Annotated in this window: 18 protein-coding genes; 3 read left to right on the forward strand and 15 right to left on the reverse strand. The window is 73.6% G+C overall.

The features are described 5' to 3' along the window. Positions 1–69: 69 nt before the first annotated feature. From ABZT17_RS20645 to rimP, 9 genes are all read right to left on the reverse strand, one after another. Positions 70–1017, reverse strand: coding sequence for a bifunctional riboflavin kinase/FAD synthetase (locus ABZT17_RS20645; protein WP_356350830.1), 948 nt, complete (start codon positions 1015–1017; stop codon positions 70–72). Positions 1018–1144: 127 nt separating this feature from the next. Further along, a complete protein-coding gene (locus tag ABZT17_RS20650; RefSeq protein WP_356350831.1) occupies positions 1145–4702 on the reverse strand; it encodes a trypsin-like peptidase domain-containing protein in 3558 nt (1185 codons plus the stop codon). A 588-nt stretch (positions 4703–5290) separates the two neighbouring features. Continuing rightward, the gene (truB, locus tag ABZT17_RS20655; protein ID WP_356350832.1) at positions 5291–6196 is read right to left on the reverse strand and encodes a tRNA pseudouridine(55) synthase TruB; all 906 of its coding nucleotides are present in this window, start codon (positions 6194–6196) and stop codon (positions 5291–5293) included. Beyond that, complete coding sequence (gene rbfA / locus ABZT17_RS20660) at positions 6193–6645, reverse strand: 30S ribosome-binding factor RbfA (RefSeq protein WP_356350834.1); 453 nt, start codon at positions 6643–6645, stop codon at positions 6193–6195. The genes truB and rbfA overlap by 4 nt, the downstream gene beginning before the upstream one ends. A 32-nt stretch (positions 6646–6677) precedes the next feature. Further along, positions 6678–6971 carry a DUF503 domain-containing protein gene (locus ABZT17_RS20665; RefSeq protein WP_356350835.1) on the reverse strand — a complete coding sequence of 98 codons (294 nt, stop codon included), beginning with the start codon at positions 6969–6971 and terminating at the stop codon, positions 6678–6680. Between the two features lie 150 nt (positions 6972–7121). Beyond that, on the reverse strand, positions 7122–10268 hold the full coding sequence (gene infB, locus ABZT17_RS20670) for a translation initiation factor IF-2 (protein ID WP_356350837.1): 3147 nt from the start codon (positions 10266–10268) through the stop codon (positions 7122–7124). Positions 10269–10431: 163 nt separating this feature from the next. After that, a complete protein-coding gene (locus tag ABZT17_RS20675; RefSeq protein WP_356350838.1) occupies positions 10432–10713 on the reverse strand; it encodes a YlxR family protein in 282 nt (93 codons plus the stop codon). Positions 10714–10815: 102 nt separating this feature from the next. Further along, positions 10816–11859 (reverse strand): transcription termination factor NusA, encoded by a 1044-nt coding sequence (gene nusA / locus ABZT17_RS20680; RefSeq protein WP_356350840.1) that lies wholly within the window; start codon positions 11857–11859, stop codon positions 10816–10818. A 2-nt stretch (positions 11860–11861) separates the two neighbouring features. Beyond that, positions 11862–12383: a ribosome maturation factor RimP gene (gene rimP / locus ABZT17_RS20685; protein ID WP_356350841.1), complete on the reverse strand. Its 522-nt coding sequence runs from the start codon at positions 12381–12383 to the stop codon at positions 11862–11864. A gap of 216 nt (positions 12384–12599) precedes the next feature. Between rimP and ABZT17_RS20690 the strand changes: the two genes are divergently transcribed. From ABZT17_RS20690 to ABZT17_RS20700, 3 genes are read left to right on the forward strand one after another with little or no spacing between them, the layout of a single operon-like run. Continuing rightward, complete coding sequence (locus tag ABZT17_RS20690; protein WP_356350843.1) at positions 12600–13154, forward strand: hypothetical protein; 555 nt, start codon at positions 12600–12602, stop codon at positions 13152–13154. Beyond that, a complete protein-coding gene (locus tag ABZT17_RS20695) occupies positions 13151–13621 on the forward strand; it encodes a ferritin-like domain-containing protein (RefSeq protein ID WP_356350845.1) in 471 nt (156 codons plus the stop codon). The genes ABZT17_RS20690 and ABZT17_RS20695 overlap by 4 nt, the downstream gene beginning before the upstream one ends. A gap of 27 nt (positions 13622–13648) precedes the next feature. Further along, positions 13649–14542: an aminoglycoside phosphotransferase family protein gene (locus ABZT17_RS20700; protein WP_356350847.1), complete on the forward strand. Its 894-nt coding sequence runs from the start codon at positions 13649–13651 to the stop codon at positions 14540–14542. A gap of 41 nt (positions 14543–14583) precedes the next feature. Here ABZT17_RS20700 and ABZT17_RS20705 read toward each other — a convergent pair whose 3' ends face one another. The 6 genes from ABZT17_RS20705 to ABZT17_RS20730 are packed head-to-tail and all read right to left on the reverse strand — an operon-like array spanning position 14584 to position 19083. Continuing rightward, positions 14584–15789 (reverse strand): M20 family metallopeptidase, encoded by a 1206-nt coding sequence (locus ABZT17_RS20705; protein ID WP_356350848.1) that lies wholly within the window; start codon positions 15787–15789, stop codon positions 14584–14586. Continuing rightward, positions 15786–16010 (reverse strand): ferredoxin, encoded by a 225-nt coding sequence (locus ABZT17_RS20710; RefSeq protein WP_356350849.1) that lies wholly within the window; start codon positions 16008–16010, stop codon positions 15786–15788. The genes ABZT17_RS20705 and ABZT17_RS20710 overlap by 4 nt, the downstream gene beginning before the upstream one ends. A gap of 1 nt (position 16011) precedes the next feature. Continuing rightward, positions 16012–17229 (reverse strand): NADH-ubiquinone oxidoreductase-F iron-sulfur binding region domain-containing protein, encoded by a 1218-nt coding sequence (locus ABZT17_RS20715; RefSeq protein WP_356350850.1) that lies wholly within the window; start codon positions 17227–17229, stop codon positions 16012–16014. Beyond that, positions 17226–17807: a ferric reductase-like transmembrane domain-containing protein gene (locus tag ABZT17_RS20720; protein ID WP_356350852.1), complete on the reverse strand. Its 582-nt coding sequence runs from the start codon at positions 17805–17807 to the stop codon at positions 17226–17228. The genes ABZT17_RS20715 and ABZT17_RS20720 overlap by 4 nt, the downstream gene beginning before the upstream one ends. Next, entirely contained in the window at positions 17804–18793 is a 990-nt protein-coding gene (locus ABZT17_RS20725; RefSeq protein WP_356350853.1) for an FAD:protein FMN transferase, read from the reverse strand. Before ABZT17_RS20725 ends, ABZT17_RS20720 begins: the two co-directional genes overlap by 4 nt. Continuing rightward, a complete protein-coding gene (locus ABZT17_RS20730) occupies positions 18793–19083 on the reverse strand; it encodes a hypothetical protein (protein ID WP_356350854.1) in 291 nt (96 codons plus the stop codon). The genes ABZT17_RS20725 and ABZT17_RS20730 overlap by 1 nt, the downstream gene beginning before the upstream one ends. Positions 19084–19170 lie beyond the last annotated feature (87 nt).

Genomic DNA, 19170 nt, shown 5'->3' on the forward strand with positions numbered 1-19170 from the left:
GAAGCCGAGCCACCGTTCACGGGCCGTTCTCGCCGCGCGGCACCGGCCCCCTCGGCTTCGTACGAACGGCTACTCGGCGGCCGCCACGAGCTGACGGCAGCGCTTCACGTCCTCGGCCATCTGCACCAGCAGGGCCTCCAGCGAGTCGAACTTCGCCTGACCGCGGACGTAGGCGAGGAAGTCGACGGCCACATGCAGCCCGTACAGGTCGAGGCCGACGCGGTCGATGGCGTACGCCTCGACCGTGCGCTCGGTGCCGTCGAACTGCGGGTTGGTGCCGACGGAGATGGCGGCCGGCATCGCCTCGCCCGCCACGTGCAGCCAGCCGGCGTAGACACCGTCGGCCGGGATGGCGGTGTGCGGCAGGGTCTCGACGTTGGCGGTGGGGAAGCCGAGTTCACGGCCGCGCTGGGCGCCCCGGACGACCACGCCCTCCACGCGGTGCGGGCGTCCCAGGATCTCGGCGGCCCCCTCGACATCCCCCTCGGCGACGAGGCGGCGGGTGAGCGTGGACGAGAACGGCTCGCCGCCCCCGGCCTCCCCGCTCACGTACAGGTCGACGACCTCGACCTCGAAGTCGTAGACCTTGCCCTGCTCGGCGAGGAAGTCGACGTGGCCCGCGGCCTTGTGGCCGAAGCGGAAGTTGGGGCCCTCGACGACCGCCTTGGCGTGCAGCTTGTCGACCAGGACCTTGACGACGAACTCGGCCGGCGACAGCTTCGAGAACTCGGTGGTGAACGGGAGGATCAGGACCGCGTCCACGCCCAGCTCCGCCATCAGCTCGGCGCGGCGGTGGTGCGGGGCGAGCAGGGGCGGGTGGCTGCCGGGGCGGACCACCTCGCTGGGGTGCGGGTCGAAGGTGACGACCACGGAGGGGACGCCCAGCTCACGGGCGCGGTCCACGGCATGCCGGATGATCAGCTGGTGCCCGCGGTGCACCCCGTCGTAGGAACCGATGGTGACGACGCTGCGCCCCCAGTCCTCGGGGATGTCCTCCAAGCCACGCCAGCGCTGCACTGTGACCGCTCCTCGAACCCGTGTCCGTATCTACCGACCTCTTACGCAGGACTAAGGGTGCCATGCCCGGCCCCTCCCGCCCGCATCGGCATGGAGCCTGTGACCCGACGCACGTGACGGCCCGGGCTCAGGCGGGCACTCGTACGCCCGACAGGTTCCCGATCATCCGGCGGGTACTGGGTCCGACCACCGCCGCCCAGGTCTGCGGGGCGTCCGTCAGCCAGCCCGCCATCCGGGCCGCGAAGCCCGGGACCCGCCGGCCCAGATCGACCAGACCGCGGTCGAAACGGGCCGCGCCGTCCGGTGTGCGCGCCAGCAGCAGTCCGGTGCGGTGGACGAGGTCGCGGATCTCGTCGCCGGTGTGCACGGCGACGGCGTGCAGCAGGGCGTCCAGGACGGCCGGGGCGTGCTCGTGAGCCAGCAGGAACTCCAGGAGTTCACGGCGCAGCGGACGGGAGGCCGGGGTGCCGGGGACGGCGAGTACGGCGGCGAGCGCGGCCCGTACGTCCTCGGGGCCGCCGTCCAGCAGCCCGGTCACGAGCGGGAGGAGGACGGCGCGCGCCCCCGCGCCCTGGTCGAGCCGCCGGTCGACGTACGCGGCCACGTCGGCGGCCGTCTCCGGGCGCCGCTCGACGGCCTCCCGCACCAGCGCCGCGACGCGGCGGGCCAGCGGGGGCGTGGTGACGTCGGCGAGCGTACGCAGCGCCGCCCCGGCGTCCGGTCCGGCGAGCCGCGCCCGGAACGCGTCGAGCACGGGCTCGGGGTGGGTCTTGAGGGCAGAGACGAGCGCGCTCGGCGGGAAGTGCGGGTCGCCGGCCGCGAAGTGCCGCAGCGCCTGCGGGAGATGACGGGCCCGGGTCCGCGGGTCGCGGACGAGGAGGGCGAGCGCGCCGCCGTGCAGGGTGCAGTCGGCGGGGCGGGCGAGCAGGGCGAGGGCGGCGTACCGGAGCAGTTCACGGTCGGCGTCGGTACGCACGTGCGGGGCCGCCCGGAGTCCGTACGTCACCGCGGCCACCCGCCGCGCCGGCCGCTCGTCGTGCGCCCACCGGTCCACGGCCCGGCACACCGCCGACGGCTCGTCCTCCGCGAGCACCGCCAGCAACTCGTCGCCCCGCCGGTGCGCGCACTCCACCAGCGCCTCGGTGAGATCGTCCAGCGCGAGATGCCGATGCGTGTGCAACAGCGCCTGCGCGGCCTTGGCGACGGTCGCGTGCGGAGTCGCGGGGAGCGGCCGGTCGTCGTCGAACCAGCCGGTGAGGAGCGGCTGTACGGCGGTGGGGTCGGCGGCGAGCAGACGGGAGACGGTGTCGAGGAAGCGGGGGGCGGGTGCGGCGGACGGGGTGGTGGCGGTGGGTTCCGGGGGGCCGTCGGCGAGGAGGAGACGGCGGAGGAGGTCGAAGCGGGGTGCCTCCGGCAGGGGGAGGGCGGTCCAGAAGGCGGGGGCGAAGGCGGTGGTGGCGGGGAGGAGGGCCGGACCGTCGCCGGGAGCGGGCGCCGAAGTGCCCCTGTGCGCCGTCGCGTCCGCAGCCTCCGCTGCCTCCGCCGTCTGAACCGTCTGAGCCGCCTGAGCCGCCTGAGCCATCTCCGGCGCCTTGGTCGCCAGCCAGTCCGCCAGTCGTCGCAGCACTCCCAGATAGGGGCTCGCGTCCGGCACCCGCAGCAGTGTCTCGGTGAGGAGGTGGGCCGGCCACCAGGAGTGCGGGTCGGCCTCCAGCGCCTGGGCCAACTCCTCCAGGCGGCCCGCGAGCCGGGCGGTGCCGCCTTCCCTGGCGAGGAGCAGCAGGGCCTGGACGACGGGGCCGATGCGGTGGTGCGGCACGGGCAGGGAGCGGTCCGCGTCGGAGTCCGTACGGCGACGGTGGACCAGGGCGCGCAGCGCCTCGTCGAGGTCGAGGTGCATGCCCTGGATCCAGTCGGCGAGTTCCTCGTGGGCGAAGCGGTATCCGGTGCCGGCGGGGACGAGGAGACCCTCGGTGAGGACCGCGGACGCCCAGCCGGTCCCGCCGCCGAGCCGCGCCGGGGCCTGCCCCCAGGGGAACACCGCCTCGAACGCCTTCCGGTCCAGTTCGCCCTGGCCCGGGCCGAGGCTGCGCCGGGCGGCCTCGTGGACCTGGCCGGAGACCCGGGCCGCGAGACGGCGGACGGCGGTGCCGCGCAGGCCGTTCTCGGCGGCGAGGCGGACGGCGACGCGCAGGCACATCAGGTCCAGATGGGCCGAGAAGACCTCGTCCCGGTCGACGGTGGCGTGCGGGGTGTCGGGCAGGGCGGCACGGACCTCGGACAGCAGACGGAGGGTGAGGGGGTGGCGGGCGTCCGGGCCGAGAAGGGCGTCCTCGGGAACGCGGTGGCGGGCGCGCGCCTCGCGGGCCTCGTCACCGGTGAAGTCACCCAGGCGCGTGCAGGGAGGGAAACGGTGATCGGCCCCGGCGCCGCCCTCGCCGCCGTGGAGCAGTTCGTACGGGAACTCCGCGCCCGCCGCCTCCCAGTACTCCGCCCGGCAGGCCACCACCAGCCGTGCCCCGGTCTCCCGCAGCCAGCTCGTCGTGCCCCGGGTCCACTCCCCCAGGCGGTGGGCGAGGACCGGGGGCATCTCCTCCGGTCCGTCCAGGAGGAGCAGCAGGGGCCGCCCGGCGGCGCGGGCGACCTGCGCCAGACGGTCCGGACCGAGGTCCCCGAGGTCCCTCACCCCGGAGGAGCCGGACGCCGCCACGATCCGCGCGGCCCGGGTCAGAGCCCGCTGTACGGCGTCCGCGACCGAGGTGTCGTCGTCGCGCAGGTCGGCCCCGCGCAGCCACAGCGTGGGAGCCGGTTCAGGGCCGCGGTGACGGCGGGCGGCGAGCGCCGCGAGTTCCGTCGTACGGCCGCTGCCGGGGTTGCCCACCAGGGCGAGGACGAGCGCCGCTCCGTTGTCGAACGCGGCGAACTCCCTTGCCACGGCGGCACGTTCGACGCGCCGAGCCGCTCCCGGCCCGCCACCGTCCGGCTCCGCTCCCCCGGCGCCGGCCCGCCCCGCGTGTCCCGCGAGCGCCCCCGGCGGGCCGTCCTGCCCCACGGAGGTGCCCGTCAGCTCCAGTACCCCGGCCAGGTTGAGGTCGGCTCCGTAGGCGGGGACGGTGGCCGCGTTGCGGGTGAGCAACTCGGCCAGCGTCGCACTGGAGCCGGAGCGCAGGGGGACGGCGTAACAACCGGTGTCCCGGTGGCCGGACTGCAGGGCCGTGCCGAGGACGGCGACGACCGCACCGGTCTCGCTGTCGAGCACCGGTCCCCCGGCCGCCCCACCTCCGAGCCGCAGCGCGTCCTGCCCCGCCGTGCCGATCGCCAGCTCCAGCGCGTCGAGGAGCCGGAAACGGTCCGTCGCCGCGTAGGTCACGGACGCCGTCCCGAGCACGCGCGCCTCGCGCCAGCACCCGGCGGCGAGCCGGACATAGGTCCCGGTCTCGACGTGGTCCCGGACGGCGACGGGCAGCGGCTCGACACCGAGCCCTTCGGTCCGTACGAGCGCCAGGTCCAGCTCCGGCAGGGCGGTCACCGCGTCCGCGGTCACGAGACAACTCCGGTCCCCGTCGGCGTGCAGCACCAGCCCGGGCAGACCGTCGACCACCTCATGGCTGGTGATCACCGTGCCGAGATGGTCGGCGACGAAGCCGGTGCCCTTGAGCCGCCCGGCAAGATCCCGGACCCCCACAAGACCGCCGGAACCAACACCCCCCGACACCCGAACCCCGCCCGCCGTACCCCGAGCCGCGCCCGCAGCCCCACCAGCCCCGTTCGCCGTCCCCCGAACCGGGTCCGCCTCAACCCGACCCCCGTCCGCCGCCCCAAGAGCCGCGCCCGCAGCCCCGCCAGCCCAGTTCGTCGTACCCCGGACCCCGCCCGCAGCCCCGCGAACCGCATCCGCCGCGTCCCGGCCCGGGTCCGCCCTCCCCCAAGCCGCGTCCCCAGCCCCCCGAGCCGTCTCCGTCGCCCCGCGTCCGCTCCCGGCTCGCGGGCCCCGTCCCGCCATGGCGAACCTCCCGCTGTGCACCTGCCGCCGTACATCTGTGCCCTGTTGCCGACGTTAGGCGCGGGGTGATCGGCGGGACAGATCGCGCGGTGAAAGCGCCCCCTTCCGCTCCCCCGGTTCACTCCGAGCGCCTGCCCGGGCGGGTGAACATGCGGGGGTCGGTGGATACACCCTAGGGGTGGGGGAACCGAGGGGGGACCGTGGAGCGGCGGCACAACCCCGTGATCGCCGCTCCACGGTCGGGCAGCCTCGGGGAACCCGTACGGAGCGTCAGCCGAAGACGGCCAGGCTCTTGGCCTTGCCCTTCTGCGCCTCGACCAGTGCCAGGAACCGTCCCTCGGGGTCGAAGACGGCGACCGGTCCGCCGGCCGCGTACTCGTCGGGCATCTCCAGGCGTACGCCGTTGGTGAGCAGCCGGGCCCGCTTGGCGTCGACCTGCCAGCGCGGGAAGGCCGCCGTCGCCGCGTCCGCGATCGGCATGACGGTCAGCTCCTGCTGCAACTGCTCCAGCGTCTTCGCCGCGTCCAGCTTGTACGGGCCCACACGCGTCCGGCGCAGCGCGGTGAGATGGCCGCCCACCCCCAGGTCCGCGCCGAGGTCACGGGCGAGCGCCCGGATGTAGGTGCCGGAGGAGCAGACCACCGAGACGACCAGATCGAGGACGGGGGTGCCGTCCTCGGCGACCGCGTCCCGGACGTCGTAGACCGCGAAGGACGAGACGGTGACCGGCCTCGCCGGGATCTCGAACTCCTCGCCCTCACGGGCCCGTTTGTAGGACCGCACGCCGTCGATCTTGATGGCGCTGACCTTGGACGGCACCTGCATGATGGCGCCGCTCAGCTTGGCGATCCCGGCGTCGATCGCGTCCCGGGTGACCTTCGAGGCGTCTGCCGACCCCGTGATCTCGCCCTCCGCGTCGTCGGTCAGGGTCGTCTGCCCGAGGCGGACCGTGCCCACGTACTCCTTCTCGGTCAGCGCCAGGTGGCCGAGGAGCTTGGTCGCCTTCTCGACGCCCAGGACGAGCACGCCCGTCGCCATCGGGTCGAGGGTGCCCGCGTGCCCGACGCGGCGCGTCCGGGCGATGCCGCGCATCTTGGCGACGACGTCGTGCGAAGTGAAGCCCGACGGCTTGTCGACGATGACAAGCCCGTCGGGCGTCCGGTTGGTCTGGGTCATTCGGCGGTGTCGTCCGTCTCGTCCTCGTCGCCCGGCTTCTTGTACGGGTCCGCCTCGCCGGCGTAGGTGGCGCCGGCCGAGACCTCGCGCACCTTCTCGTCGGACTGGCGCGCCTTGTCGAGGAGGTCCTCGATGGTCCGGGCGGTGTCCGGCAGGGCGTCCGCCACGAAGGTGAGCGTCGGCGTGAACTTCACGCCCGCCGCCGCGCCGACGGCGGAGCGCAGCACACCCTTGGCGCTCTCCAGTCCGGCGGCCGCCGCGGCCCGCTCCTCGTCGTCCCCGTACACGGTGTAGAAGACGGTCGCCTCCCTCAGGTCCCCGGTGACCCGGGTGTCCGTGATGGTGACGTGCGAGCCGAGCCGCGGGTCCTTGATCCCGCGCTGCAGCTTCTGGGCCACCACCTCTCGGATGAGGTCCGCCAGCCTCTTGGCACGCGCGTTGTCGGCCACTGGTCCGTCTCCTTAAGTGCTTACGTCTTGCTTCAGTCTTCGTCGCTGTGGAGCCTGCGTCGAACCGAGAGCAGTTCCACCTCGGGCCGCGCGGCGACCATGCGCTCGCAGCGGTCCAGTACGTCGGTGAGGTGTCCCGTGTCCCCGGAGACCACCGCGAGCCCGATCTCGGCCCGGCGATGGAGGTTCTGACTGCCCGTCTCCGCCGCGCTCACCGCGTACTTGCGCTGGAGCTCGGCCACGATCGGACGGACGAGAGAGCGTTTCTCCTTCAGCGAGTGGACGTCGCCGAGGAGCAGGTCGAAGGACAGAGTCCCCACATACATGTGTGTGTCCGGATCTCCCGCCGGTTCGGGGTATGGGCGCCACGCTTCGACGCCGATACGGGAACCGTACACGCAACGGCCGGGGCCGATCGACGGAAATTCCCGGAGGGAAGTGCTCCGCCGATCGGCCCCGATCGCGTGCTGTGACGGTCAGACGCGCGGCTTCTCGCGCATCTCGTACGTCGCGATGACGTCGTCGACCTTGATGTCGTTGAAGTTGCCGAGGTTGATACCGCCCTCGAACCCTTCGCGGATCTCGGTGACATCGTCCTTGAAGCGACGCAGGCCCTCGATGTTGAGGTTCTCCGCGATGACCTTGCCGTCGCGGACCAGGCGCGCCTTGGTGTTGCGCTTGACCTCGCCGGAGCGGATGAGAACACCCGCGATGTTGCCCAGCTTGGACGACTTGAAGACCTCGCGGATCTCCGCCGTACCGAGCTCGACCTCTTCGTACTCCGGCTTGAGCATGCCCTTGAGGGCCGCCTCGATCTCCTCGATCGCCTGGTAGATGACCGAGTAGTAGCGGACGTCCACACCCTCGCGCTCGGCCATCTGCGCCGCGCGGCCGGCCGCGCGGACGTTGAAGCCGATCACGATGGCGTCGGAGCCCATCGCCAGGTCGATGTCCGACTCCGTGACCGCACCGACACCGCGGTGCAGGACGCGGATGTCGACCTCTTCGCCGACGTCCAGCTGGAGCAGGGAGGACTCGAGCGCCTCGACGGAACCAGAAGCGTCACCCTTGATGATGAGGTTGAGCTGCTGGACCTCGCCGGCCTTGAGCACCTTGTCCAGGTCCTCGAGGGAGACACGGCGCGTGCGCTTGGCGAACGCGGCGTTGCGCTCACGGGCGGCACGCTTCTCGGCGATCTGACGGGCCGTACGGTCCTCGTCGACCACCAGGAAGTTGTCGCCCGCACCCGGGACGTTGGTCAGGCCGAGGACCTGGACCGGCGTCGAGGGGCCGGCCTCGGCGACGTTGTTGCCGTTGTCGTCGAGCATGGCGCGGACGCGACCGTAGGCGTCGCCCACGACCATCGTGTCGCCGACCCGCAGGGTGCCTCGCTGGACGAGGACCGTCGACACGGCACCGCGGCCGCGGTCGAGACGGGACTCGATGGAGATGCCCTGCGCGTCCTGGTTCGGGTTGGCCCGCAGGTCGAGCGAGGCGTCCGCGGTGAGGACCACGGCCTCCAGCAGGGAGTCGATGTGCAGACCCTGCTTGGCGGAGATGTCGACGAACATGGTGTCGCCGCCGTACTCCTCGGCCACCAGCCCGTACTCGGTGAGCTGACCGCGCACCTTGGTCGGGTCGGCGCCCTCGACGTCGATCTTGTTGACCGCGACGACGATCGGGACGTCGGCCGCCTTGGCGTGGTTGAGCGCCTCGACCGTCTGCGGCATGACGCCGTCGTTGGCCGCGACGACCAGGATCGCGATGTCGGTCGACTTCGCACCACGGGCACGCATGGCGGTGAACGCCTCGTGACCCGGGGTGTCGATGAAGGTGATCTTGCGCTCTTCGTCGTTGACCTCGGTCGCGACCTGGTAGGCACCGATGTGCTGGGTGATGCCGCCGGCCTCGCCCGCGATGACGTTGGTCTTGCGGATGGCGTCGAGCAGTCGGGTCTTACCGTGGTCGACGTGACCCATGACGGTCACGACCGGCGGACGGACGACCAGGTCCTCCTCGCCGCCCTCGTCCTCGCCGAACTCGATGTCGAAGGACTCGAGCAGCTCACGGTCCTCCTCCTCGGGGCTGACGATCTGAACCGTGTAGTTCATCTCGCCGGCGAGGAGCTGCAGCGTCTCGTCGGAGACGGACTGCGTGGCCGTGACCATCTCGCCGAGGTTCATCATGACCGCGACGAGCGACGCCGGGTTGGCGTTGATCTTCTCCGCGAAGTCCGTGAGCGACGCGCCACGGGAGAGACGGATGCTCTCGCCGTTGCCGCGCGGCAGCATCACGCCGCCGACGCTCGGGGCCTGCATGGCCTCGTACTCCTGGCGCCTCTGCCGCTTCGACTTGCGGCCGCGACGCGCGGGACCACCGGGACGGCCGAAGGCGCCCTGTGTGCCACCGCGACCGCCCGGACCACCGGGACGACCGCCGAAGCCGGGACGGCCACCGCCGCCGGCACCCGCGCCGGGACCGCCGGGACGACCGGCGAAGCCACCGCCGCCACCGCCACCGGGACCGCCGGGACGGCCGGCGAAGCCACCGCCGCCGCCACCGCCGCCGGGACGGGCGAAGCCGCCACCGCCGCCGGGACGACCGCCGCCACCACCGGGACGACCGCCGCCGCCACCGGGACCGCGGCCGCCGGGGCCACCGCCGCCGGGACGCGGGCCCGCAGCGGGACGCTGCGGCATCATGCCGGGGTTGGGACGCGGGCCGCCGGGGCCGCCGCCGGGACGGGGACCGCCCTGCGGACGGGGCATGCCGCCCGGGGTCGGACGCGCGCCGCCCGGAGCCTGCGGACGGGGACCGCCCGCCGCGCCCTGGGGACGGGGACCGCCCTGACCGGCACCCTGCGGACGCGGGGCGCCACCCGGGGCACCCGGGCCGCCGGGACGCGGGGCACCGCCCGGACGGGGCGTCTGGGGACGCGCCATGCCGGTGGAGCCGCCGGAGGTGAAGGGGTTGTTGCCGGGACGGGGACCGGCCGGACGGGCGCCGGGACGCGGCGCCTGGCCACCCGGACGCGGGGCGCCGGGACGCTCGCCGCGGTCACCGCGGCCCTGGCCGCCCTGACCGGGACCACCCGGACGGGGAGCGCCGGGACGCGCGGCCTGGCCGGCCGGACGCGGGGCGCCCGGACGCGGGCCGGAGCCCTGGCCCTGGGAGGCGGCCGGCGCGGCGGGAGCCGACGGCGGCGCGGTGAACTCGGGCGTGGTCGGAGCCGGGGACGCCGGGGCGGGCCGCGGCGCGGGCTTCGGGCCCGGGGTGGGACGGGCGCCCGGAGAGACCGGCGCGGCGGGAGAGACCGGCGCGGCGGCAGCCGCGGGCTTCTCGGCGGCGGCCGGCTTCGGAGCCGGTGGGCGCGGGGCGGCCGGACGGGCTGCCTGCGCCGGGGAGGGGGCCGCCGGACGAGCCGGGGCGGCCTTGCGTGCGGGGGCGGACTTGCCGCCTCCGTTGCCCTGCTGGAGGGCGTCCGTCAGTTTGCGGACGACGGGCGCTTCGATGGTCGAAGACGCCGAACGGACGAATTCACCGAGTTCCTGGAGCTTGGCCATGACGACCTTGCTCTCCACACCGAACTCCTTGGCGAGTTCGTATACCCGGACCTTAGCCACTTCGCTCCTTTTAGGTCCGGGTTGCGTCCGGACCGTCGCTACTTCATGGGCGTACTCATCGCGTGCTCATCGAGTGCTCATCGCAATCTCGACCTACTTCCAACTCGCGGGGTACCTGGGCCGCACGGCGGTTCCGCACGACGCTTCTTACGGTGTTGCCTGCTCAGCAACTCTCTGACTGCTCGACGTGTCGGCGCAACGCCTTAATGTCGAGCGCTCCCGGGGCGCGCAGCGCCCGCGTGAACGCCCGGCGGCGCACCGCCTGGTCGAGACAGACCAGGGCGGGGTGTACATACGCACCCCGGCCGGGCAGCGTACCGCGAGGATCAGGGACGCACTCGTCCTTGATCGCCACGATCCGCAGCAGATCAGTCTTGGCGGCTCGCTCCCGGCACCCCACACAGGTGCGTTCAGGGCATACGCGGGCGCGCGTCCGGCCAGACACTCCTAAGTCTACCTCCCCGAACCGACCTCACCCCTTTGGGGCAGGCTTCGAACAGTTGCCGCGCGGTAACCTGACGTGATCTGAGCGCCGCGCGGCTTGGATCTATTCCCCGCGACGGTCTCCGCGCCGGCTCTCCCGCTGGTCCTCGCGCGGTTCCTCGGCCGGCTCGGTCTGCTCGGTGTCCGGACGGATGTCGATCCGCCAGCCGGTCAGCCGGGCCGCGAGCCGCGCGTTCTGCCCTTCCTTGCCGATCGCCAGCGACAGCTGGTAGTCCGGCACGGTCACGCGCGCGGAGCGGGCGGCGAGGTCGACGACCTCCACCTTGGAGACCCGGGCCGGGGAGAGCGCGTTCGCCACCATCTCGGCCGGGTCGTCCGACCAGTCGACGATGTCGATCTTCTCACCGTTCAGCTCGCCCATGACGTTGCGCACCCGGCCGCCCATGGGGCCGATGCAGGCGCCCTTGGCGTTCAGACCCGAACGGGTGGACCGGACGGCGATCTTGGTGCGGTGACCGGCCTCACGGGCGATGGCGGCGATCTCGACGGACCCGTCGGCGATCTCCGGCACCTCCAGCGCGAAGAGCTTCTTCACCAGGGCCGGATGGGTGCGCGAGAGGGTCACGGACGGGCCGCGGACACCGCGCGCCACCCGTACGACGTACGACCTGAGTCGCATGCCGTGCGGGTACGTCTCTCCGGGCACCTGCTCCTGCACCGGCAGGATGGCCTCCAGCTTGCCGATGTCGACGAGCACGTTCTTCGGGTCGCGCCCCTGCTGGACGACTCCCATGACGATGTCGCCCTCGCGCCCCGCGTACTCGCCGAGGGTCGCGTCGTCCTCGGCGTCGCGCAGCCGCTGCAGGATGACCTGCTTGGCGGTGGTGGCGGCGATACGGCCGAAGTCGGACGGGGTGTCGTCGAACTCGCGGGGCTCCTGGCCCTCTTCGAGGTCCTCGGGGTCTTCCTTCGCCCACACGACCACGTGCCCGGAGTCCCGGTCGAGTTTCACGCGCGCGTGGCGGTGGCTTCCCTCGGTGCGGTGGTAGGCGATGAGGAGGGCCGACTCGATCGCCTCGACCAACAGGTCGAAGGAGATCTCCTTCTCCCGTACCAAGCCCCGCAGGGCACTCATGTCGATGTCCACGGCTACGCCTCCTCTTCCTTCTGATCGGACTGCTCTGACTTGTCGCTGTCCTTGCGGTTGAACTCGACCTGCACACGCGCCTTGTCGATGCCGGAGAAGGCGAGCCGGCGGCTGGTGGGCCTGCGCCCCTTGACGCCGGGCACCTCCAGGTCCACACCCTCGTCGTCGACCCCGGTGATCCTGGCCACCAGCTCCCCGCCCTCGGCCAGTTGGAACTTCACCAGCCGGTCCAGGGCACGCACGTAGTGCCGGTGTTCCTTCAGGAGGCGCTCGGCGCCGGGGGTACCGACCTCGAGGGTGTACTCCCCCTCGCCCATCGCGTCCGTCTCGTCGAGCTTCGCCGAGAGCGCGCGGCTCACATCGGCGACGGCGTCCAGATCGGCGCCGTGGTCGGAGTCGACGACGACGCGCAGCACCCGCTTCCGGCCGATGGAGTCGACTGCGATCTCTTCGAGATCCAGGCCCTGGGAGCTGACGAGCGGTTCCAGGAGCTCTCGCAGCCTCTCGCTCTGGGTGGTGCTCATCCGGGTGACTCCTCGGCCGCGTGTGCTGTTGTGGGATGGTCGCGTGTCTGGTCAAAGGGTATCGGGTCGTGGGGGGTGCCGCTGGCCGCGGGGCCCGACCCCTCGGGCGGGTGATCGAGCCGGTGACATGCGTTCCGGGTGTGCGCGGGTACCGTGATCCGCGGCGGGCCGGTCTCCCGCCCATGTGTTCGTACGAGCCCCCCGAGGACGTCAGCCGTGCCCTACCCCCCACCCTCGCGCGCCCTGACCGGGCCGCGGAGAAGAACCCTGTTCGCCTCGGTCGCCGGTGCCGCCCTGTTGGTGGGCTGTTCAGGTGGTTCCGGGGAGTCCGAGGAGAGCTCGGCGGGCAGTCCGTCCGTCGCCGAGAGGGTCCGCACACGGGCGGCGCGGGACAGCGTCGGGCTGGTCGAGCGGTACGACGCCGTGATCGCGGCCCATCCGTCGGTGGCGGAGCGGGTGCGGGCGCTGCGCGCGGAGGTCGTGCGGCACGCGGAGGCGTTCGGGGGGACGGTCGGAAAGGGCGGTGCCACCGCTTCCGCCTCCTCGTCGGCCTCCCCGTCCGCGTCGCCGTCCGACCGCCCGTCGCCCTCGCCGTCCGCCCCGGCGACCGAGAGGGACGCCCTGGTCGAGCTCGCCACCGCCGAGCGGGCGCTCGCCGACCGGCGTACGGCGGCGCTGGTCGAGGTGCCGGGCGAGCTGGCGCGGCTGCTGGCCTCCGTGGCGGCGGCCGGGGCGGTGCACGCGTATCTGCTGACGGAGGGGGCCAGGTGAGCGGGACGGCGAGCGGGCAGCGGGAGCTGAAGGCGCTCCAAGAGGCGCTGGCCGCCGAGCACGCGGCGGTGTACGGGTACGGAGTGGTCGGTGGGCGGATCAGGGAAGGCCGCCGCACGGAGGCCCGTTCGGCCTACGACGCCCACCGCGCCCGGCGTGACGCCCTCACACGTGAGATCCGGGACCTCGGCGGCACACCGGTGGCCGCTGCGGCGGCGTACGCGCTGCCGTTCCCGGTGCCGGACTCGGCGGCGGCGGTGCGGCTCGCGGCGGAGCTGGAGGACCGGGTGGCCGGGGTGTACTCCGACGTGGTCCGGGCGACGGCGGGTGAGCGGCGGCGCGCGGCGGCCGAGGCGCTGCGGGAGGCGGCGGTGCGTGCGGTGCGCTGGAACGGGGAGAGCGTAGCCTTCCCTGGGCTCGCGGAGCGGGCGGCCACCGGCTCGGCCTCGGCGACGCCGACCGCGTAACACGTACTCGAAGGGAACGACTCGCGCATGGCTTTCGAACCGCCGCAGCGTCTGGTGAGGGCGCTCGGTGAGAGCGCCCCGGACGGTGACGAGTGGTTGGAGAGGCTGCCGAAGACGGCTGAACACGCCGTCGAGCTACGCGAGTTGACCGTGGAGCGGGTCCAGGTGCCGGGCGGCCGGAGCAGCCTGGTCGTGCTGGTGCGGCGGCCGGACGGCGCCCCGGCCGTGCTGAAGCTGGCGCCGCGCCGGGCCCGGCCGGAGAGTGAGCGGGCCGCGCTCGCGCACTGGGGCGGCCTCGGCGCCGTGCAGTTGCTCGACGGGCCGGCCGCCGAGGGCGTGCTGCTGCTGGAGCGGCTGCATCCGGATGTGTCGGTGCGGTCGCTGCCGGAGGCGAAGGCGCTGCTGGAGGCTGCGGGGACCTTGCGGCGGCTGTGGGTGGAGCCGCCGGGCGGACATGTCTTCGAGACCGTGGAACAGCGGACGGGACGGCAGGCCGAGGCGATGCGGACGGGTGGCTTCGGCGAGGTGACGGGACTGGTGGACGCCGCTCTGGCCGCGCGGGCGGAGCTGTTGGCCGCGCCGCCCGAGGAGCGGTTGCTGCACGGGACGTTCCGGCAGAGCAAGGTGCTGGCGGGTGAGCGGGTGCCGTGGCTGGCCGTGGGGCCCGATCCGGTGGTCGGTGAGTGCGCGTTCGACCTGGCGCGGCTGGTGCGGGACCGGGTGGAGGACCTGATCGCCACACCGAGCGGGGCGGCCACGACTCGGCGGCGGATCAAGAGACTCGCCGAGTCGCTGGATGTCGACCAGGAGCGGCTGCGGGGCTGGACGTTGTTCCGTGCGGTGGAGTCCGGGGTGCGGGCCCTGCGGGTGGGCCGGCCGAGGGACGCGGAGCTGCTGCTCGAGTTCGCCGGCTGGCTCTGAGAGAGCACGGACCGGACGCCTCCCAGGGCGTGCAACGCGCCCTAGGCGGGGCGGTCGAGGCGGCGGACGGTGAGTTCGGCGAGCAGGGCGGCCCCGTCGGCGAGCACCCTGTCGTCGAACGCGGCGAGCGGGGAGTGGTTGGTGGGGGCGCTGCCCGGGTCGCCGGTGGCGTCGGCGCCGAGGAAGACGAAGGCGCCCGGCACCCGGTCCAGGACCCGGGAGAAGTCCTCGGAGCCGGTGATCGGGTCGCTCATCTGCGCGAACCGCTCCTCGCCGAAGGTCTCGCGGACCGTCTCGGCGAGGAAGTCGTGCTCGGCCGCGTGGTTGACGGTGACCGGGTATTCCGGCACGAAGTCGGCCTCGGCGGTGAGGCCGTGGGCGGTGGCGATGTCCTGGCAGAGCCGTACGGAGACCTCGGCGACACGCTCCGCGGCCGTCTCTGAGAAGGTCCGGATGGTCGCCTCGAAGACCGCGTCGTCGGGGATGATGTTGCGCCGGGTACCCGCGTGGAAGGTGCCGATGGTCACCACGACCGGGTCGAAGACGTCGAACCGCCGGGTCACCATCGTCTGCAGCGCGGTGACCATCTCGCAGGCCGCCTGGATGGGGTCGAGGGAGTCGTGCGGCCGTGAGCCGTGGCCGCCGGCGCCGACCACCCGGACATGCAGCCCCGCCGACGCGGCCATCAGCGGCCCGGGGCGGGAGGTGAAGACACCGGTGGGGTACGACGACGAACTGACGTGCAGCCCGTAGGCGGCGTCGACCGGGCGGCCCGCCGCCTCCAGCACACCCTCCTCGATCATGTGCCCGGCGCCGTCCCAGCCCTCCTCCCCCGGCTGGAACATGAACACCACGTCCCCGGCGAGGTGTTCGCGGTGCCCGGCGAGGAGTCGGGCGGCGCCCACCAGGCCCGCGGTGTGCAGGTCGTGGCCGCAGGCGTGCATGGCGCCGTCGATCAGGGAGGAGTAGTCGGCGCCGGTGCGTTCGGTGACCGGCAGCGCGTCCATGTCGCCCCGGAGCAGTACGACGGGGCCCCGGCGGGCGCCGGGCGCGCCCCCGCGCAGGACGGCGGTGACCGAGGACAGCGAGCCGCCGGTGCCGATCTCCAGGGGCAGTCCGTCGAGCGCGGCGAGCACCTTCTCCTGGGTGCGGGGCAGGTGCAGGCCGATCTCGGGTTCCCGGTGCAACGACCGGCGCAGAACGGCCAGTTCGCCCTGGAGCTCCTGTGCGTCGTCTCGCAGGTTCATCCTGCTCCTCTCACCTGTGCGCCGAGTGCGGTCAGTCTGAACGCGAGGACCGGACAGTCCGCCGCCGCCCTGCGGGCTCGTTCCACGGTACGGGCCGGGACCGGGGTGCCGTCGACCAGTGGGTAGCCCCACTCGTCCGATGTGACATGTTCCGGCAGGAGTTCGGCGCACAGGCCGTGGCCCCGGCAGGACGTCCAGTCGATGTCGATGCGCTGGTCCATGTCAGGTCTCCTGGTGCGGGACGGGCAGGAAAGGTGTGCGGTCGGTCGCGGTGCACAACCCCCTTGCGTGGGCGTCCAGTTCGGTGGTGAACGTGGTGAGTGCGCTGCGGACCAGGCGGGTCGTGCCGTCGGGGTGGTGGCAGGCGCCGCGGCCCTCGACCAGGCCTGCCCAGCGGGAGAGGTCGGCGCGTGCGGTGCCCTGGGGGCCGGGAGTGGCCAGGGTCCGGAAGGCCGCCGCCATACGGGGGAGGCCGTTGAGGCAGGGGCCGCACTGGCCGGCCGACTGGAGCGCCAGATGGCGCAGCACGCGGGCGGTCTCCCGGAGGCCGCAGTGGGTGGCGGGGAGGGCCGCCAGGACGCCGGCGCCCATGGTCGTCGCGTCCAGGGGGAGCCGGGCCGCTTCGGCCGTCGGCAGCCAGGTGCCGTGGTAGCCGCCGAGGAGCACCGCGGACGTCCCCTCGACCGGCACGATACGGGACAGCGGCATACCGAACGGGGCTTCCACCACCCGGGGTTCGTGCCCCCGCACATGGACCGTGCACAGGGCGCTGCCGGGCTGGGCCGGGGTGCCGGCCGTTCGGAACCAGTCGGGGCCGTAACGGGCGATCAGGGCCAGGTGGGCCAGGGTCTCGACGTTCTGGACCAGGGTGGGTGCCTTCCGGACCCCGCGTTCACGGACGGGTGGGTGCCGGTGGGCGGGGAGGGCCGGGCCACCGCCCACGAACCGGGCGAGCGCCGAGCTCTGGCCGGCGAGGAAGCGCTTCGGGACCCGTACGACATGGACCGTGAGCGGGTCCTTGCGGTGGGCTGCCGCCGACTCCAGGTAGGAGGCCCCCTCCTCGACCGCCAGACAGGCCTCCGCCGCGCCGACCGCGCGGGCCGCGATCTGGATGCCGTCCAGGACCAGATGGGGTGAGAGCGCGAGGAGCGTCTTGTCCTTGCGGCTCGCGGGCTCGCCCTCCGCGCCGTTCGCCACGACCACGGGCGCGCGGCCGGTGCGGCGGCCCGCCTCGGCGACCGCGGCGAGCTTGCGGTGCACCGGGAACGCCGCTCCGCCCCGTCCGGCCAGTCCGGACGCGGTCACCGATCGCAGAAGGGCGGCGGGATCGTCGTAGGGCAAAGGGCCGTAGCGCTGTTCGTGGGTGGGCAGGTCGGCCGGGGTGGCGCCGGGGGCGAGCAGGCGCGGGGGCATGTACAGGTCGGTGAAGGTGGCGGTCATGAGCGGGCTCCCTCGGCAGTGCGGAGAAGGGACGCGGGGGTGCGGCGGGAGGCACGGGCGGAGTGGGCCACGCGGATGCCTCCGGCGGTCAGGACGGCGGCTGTGCACGCGACGGTCAGCCAGGTCATCCAGTCGGTGCCGGTGTCCGTGCCGATGCCGATGCCGTGGACCAGGGCGATCGGCCAGGAGCCGTAGGCCAGCCAGTGCGTCGCCCGCCAGGCGCGGTGGCCCAGGCGTGCGCGCAGGAGGCTGGTGACGAGGACGGCGAGAACGAGGTCGAGGGCGACCGTGCCGAGGCCGAGCCAGAGGGGGTGGTAGTCGGAGACGAAGGGGACCAGGACGTCGGTGAGGGTGATGCCGACATAGCTGTCGAGTACCGCGAGCGCGATGTGCAGGGCCAGGAAGACCGCGGCGGAGAGGGAGAGGGTGCGGTGGAGGGAGACGGTGCCGAAGCGGGGGAGGCCGGGGAGCCGGGTCCTCAGTCGCACCGCGATTCCCAGGAGGACCACGACCGTGAAGAGGATGAGGCTGACGGCGCCCGTGGCTCGGTTGGCGTACCAGAGGTATTCGCTTGTCATGCGGCGGACCGCCGATGGGAACCGGTCGCGCTCCGGGGCGAAGCCGCCGGCCAGCCCGAAGTTGTGATGACCTGGCCGTTCTCGTTCACCAGGCGCGCCGGCAGTCCCGTCCTGCTCAGCCAGCGCACCGCGCCCGCGCCCTTCACCAGGGCCGCTGTCGTTGCCGCGTTGGCCTCGGCGCAGGTGGGGGCCGCTGCCGTGACCGTGCGCCACGGGGTCCGGGCCGGCAGGCCCGTGCGCGGGTCGATGATGTGGTGGAGGGTGTGGTCGGCGCGGTGCCAGGTGCGGGCCGCCGTGCCCGAGGTGGCGAGGCCGCCGCTGCGGAGGCCGACCGTGGCGTACGGGCCCCGGGCGGGGGTCTCGTCGACCGGGCCGGTGATGTCCTGGACGCGGATCTGCCAGCCGTCGGCCGGGGGCTCCCCCGCCACGGCCGTGTCGCCGCCGAGGCTCACCAGGACTCCGCAGCCCGCGGTCTCCGCGAGCAGCGCCGCCGCCTTGTCGGCCGCCCATGCCTTCGCCGTGGCGCCGAGGTCCAGACGGACGCCCGCCGGGACGGCGACCGTGCCCGTCTCGCGGTCGAGGTGGACCGTGCGCCAGCCGGGGGCGCGTTTCACCGTGAGGCGGACCGGGCGGTCGTCCTCCTGGACCAGGGTGAAGTCGCGGTCGTAGCCGATCGCGTCCATCGCCGAGCCGACCGTGGGATCGACGGCGCCCTCGGTCGTCTCGGCCGCGTGCAGGGCGACGGCGAGGGCCTCGGCGAGCAGGGGGCTGACCCGGACCGGGCGGCCCTCGCTGTGGTCGAGGGCGGCGAGTTCGGAGTCGTCGCGGAAGCGGCTGCAGGCCGCGTCGACCTCGGCGAGGTGCCGGGCGAGGAGCAGGTCGCAGGACTCCAGTACGGCCGGGTCGGTGACGACCAGGCGGACCGTGGTGCCGAGGGCCCGCCATTCGGTGGCGGCCGTGGTGCGGGGCTTCAGCGGGGTGCTCATCACGACGCCCCCGAGGTGGAGTCGGCGGAGCCGCCGGAGGACGAGGTCAGTCCGGAGGAGCTGCTGGAGTCACTGGAGCCGGCGGAGCTGCTGATGCTGCCGGAGCTGCTGGAGCTCGACGTGCTCGTCCCGGTGCCGCTGCCCGCCGACGCGGTGGCGTCGGACTGCATGGTGCCGATGAGGGCGAACATCCCGGCGGCGGCCGTCAGCGTGACCGCCGCCGTCACCGCCGCCACGCGCCGGGTGCCTCTGCGGGCCGCGGCGACGGCCCCTCGTTCCCTGCTGGTCATGACCGTTCCCCTCGGTAGTGGCGTTCTGTCGCGCACTACGTTCGGGGAACGGCCTGAGAGAAGTCTGTGAGGTCCCTTTAGGACCCC

Source organism: Streptomyces sp. NPDC005648, assembly GCF_040605395.1.
GTDB lineage: Bacteria > Actinomycetota > Actinomycetes > Streptomycetales > Streptomycetaceae > Streptomyces.

Coding starts and splice junctions, on each gene's coding strand:
- ABZT17_RS20715 (WP_356350850.1), bottom strand. CDS start 17,229: ATGACCGCCACCTTCACCGACCTGTACATGCCCCCGCGCCTGCTCGCC.
- ABZT17_RS20700 (WP_356350847.1), top strand. CDS start 13,649: ATGGCTTTCGAACCGCCGCAGCGTCTGGTGAGGGCGCTCGGTGAGAGC.
- ABZT17_RS20720 (WP_356350852.1), bottom strand. CDS start 17,807: ATGACAAGCGAATACCTCTGGTACGCCAACCGAGCCACGGGCGCCGTC.
- ABZT17_RS20725 (WP_356350853.1), bottom strand. CDS start 18,793: ATGAGCACCCCGCTGAAGCCCCGCACCACGGCCGCCACCGAATGGCGG.
- ABZT17_RS20710 (WP_356350849.1), bottom strand. CDS start 16,010: ATGGACCAGCGCATCGACATCGACTGGACGTCCTGCCGGGGCCACGGC.
- ABZT17_RS20665 (WP_356350835.1), bottom strand. CDS start 6,971: ATGTATGTGGGGACTCTGTCCTTCGACCTGCTCCTCGGCGACGTCCAC.
- rimP (WP_356350841.1), bottom strand. CDS start 12,383: ATGAGCACCACCCAGAGCGAGAGGCTGCGAGAGCTCCTGGAACCGCTC.
- ABZT17_RS20705 (WP_356350848.1), bottom strand. CDS start 15,789: ATGAACCTGCGAGACGACGCACAGGAGCTCCAGGGCGAACTGGCCGTT.
- truB (WP_356350832.1), bottom strand. CDS start 6,196: ATGACCCAGACCAACCGGACGCCCGACGGGCTTGTCATCGTCGACAAG.
- ABZT17_RS20730 (WP_356350854.1), bottom strand. CDS start 19,083: ATGACCAGCAGGGAACGAGGGGCCGTCGCCGCGGCCCGCAGAGGCACC.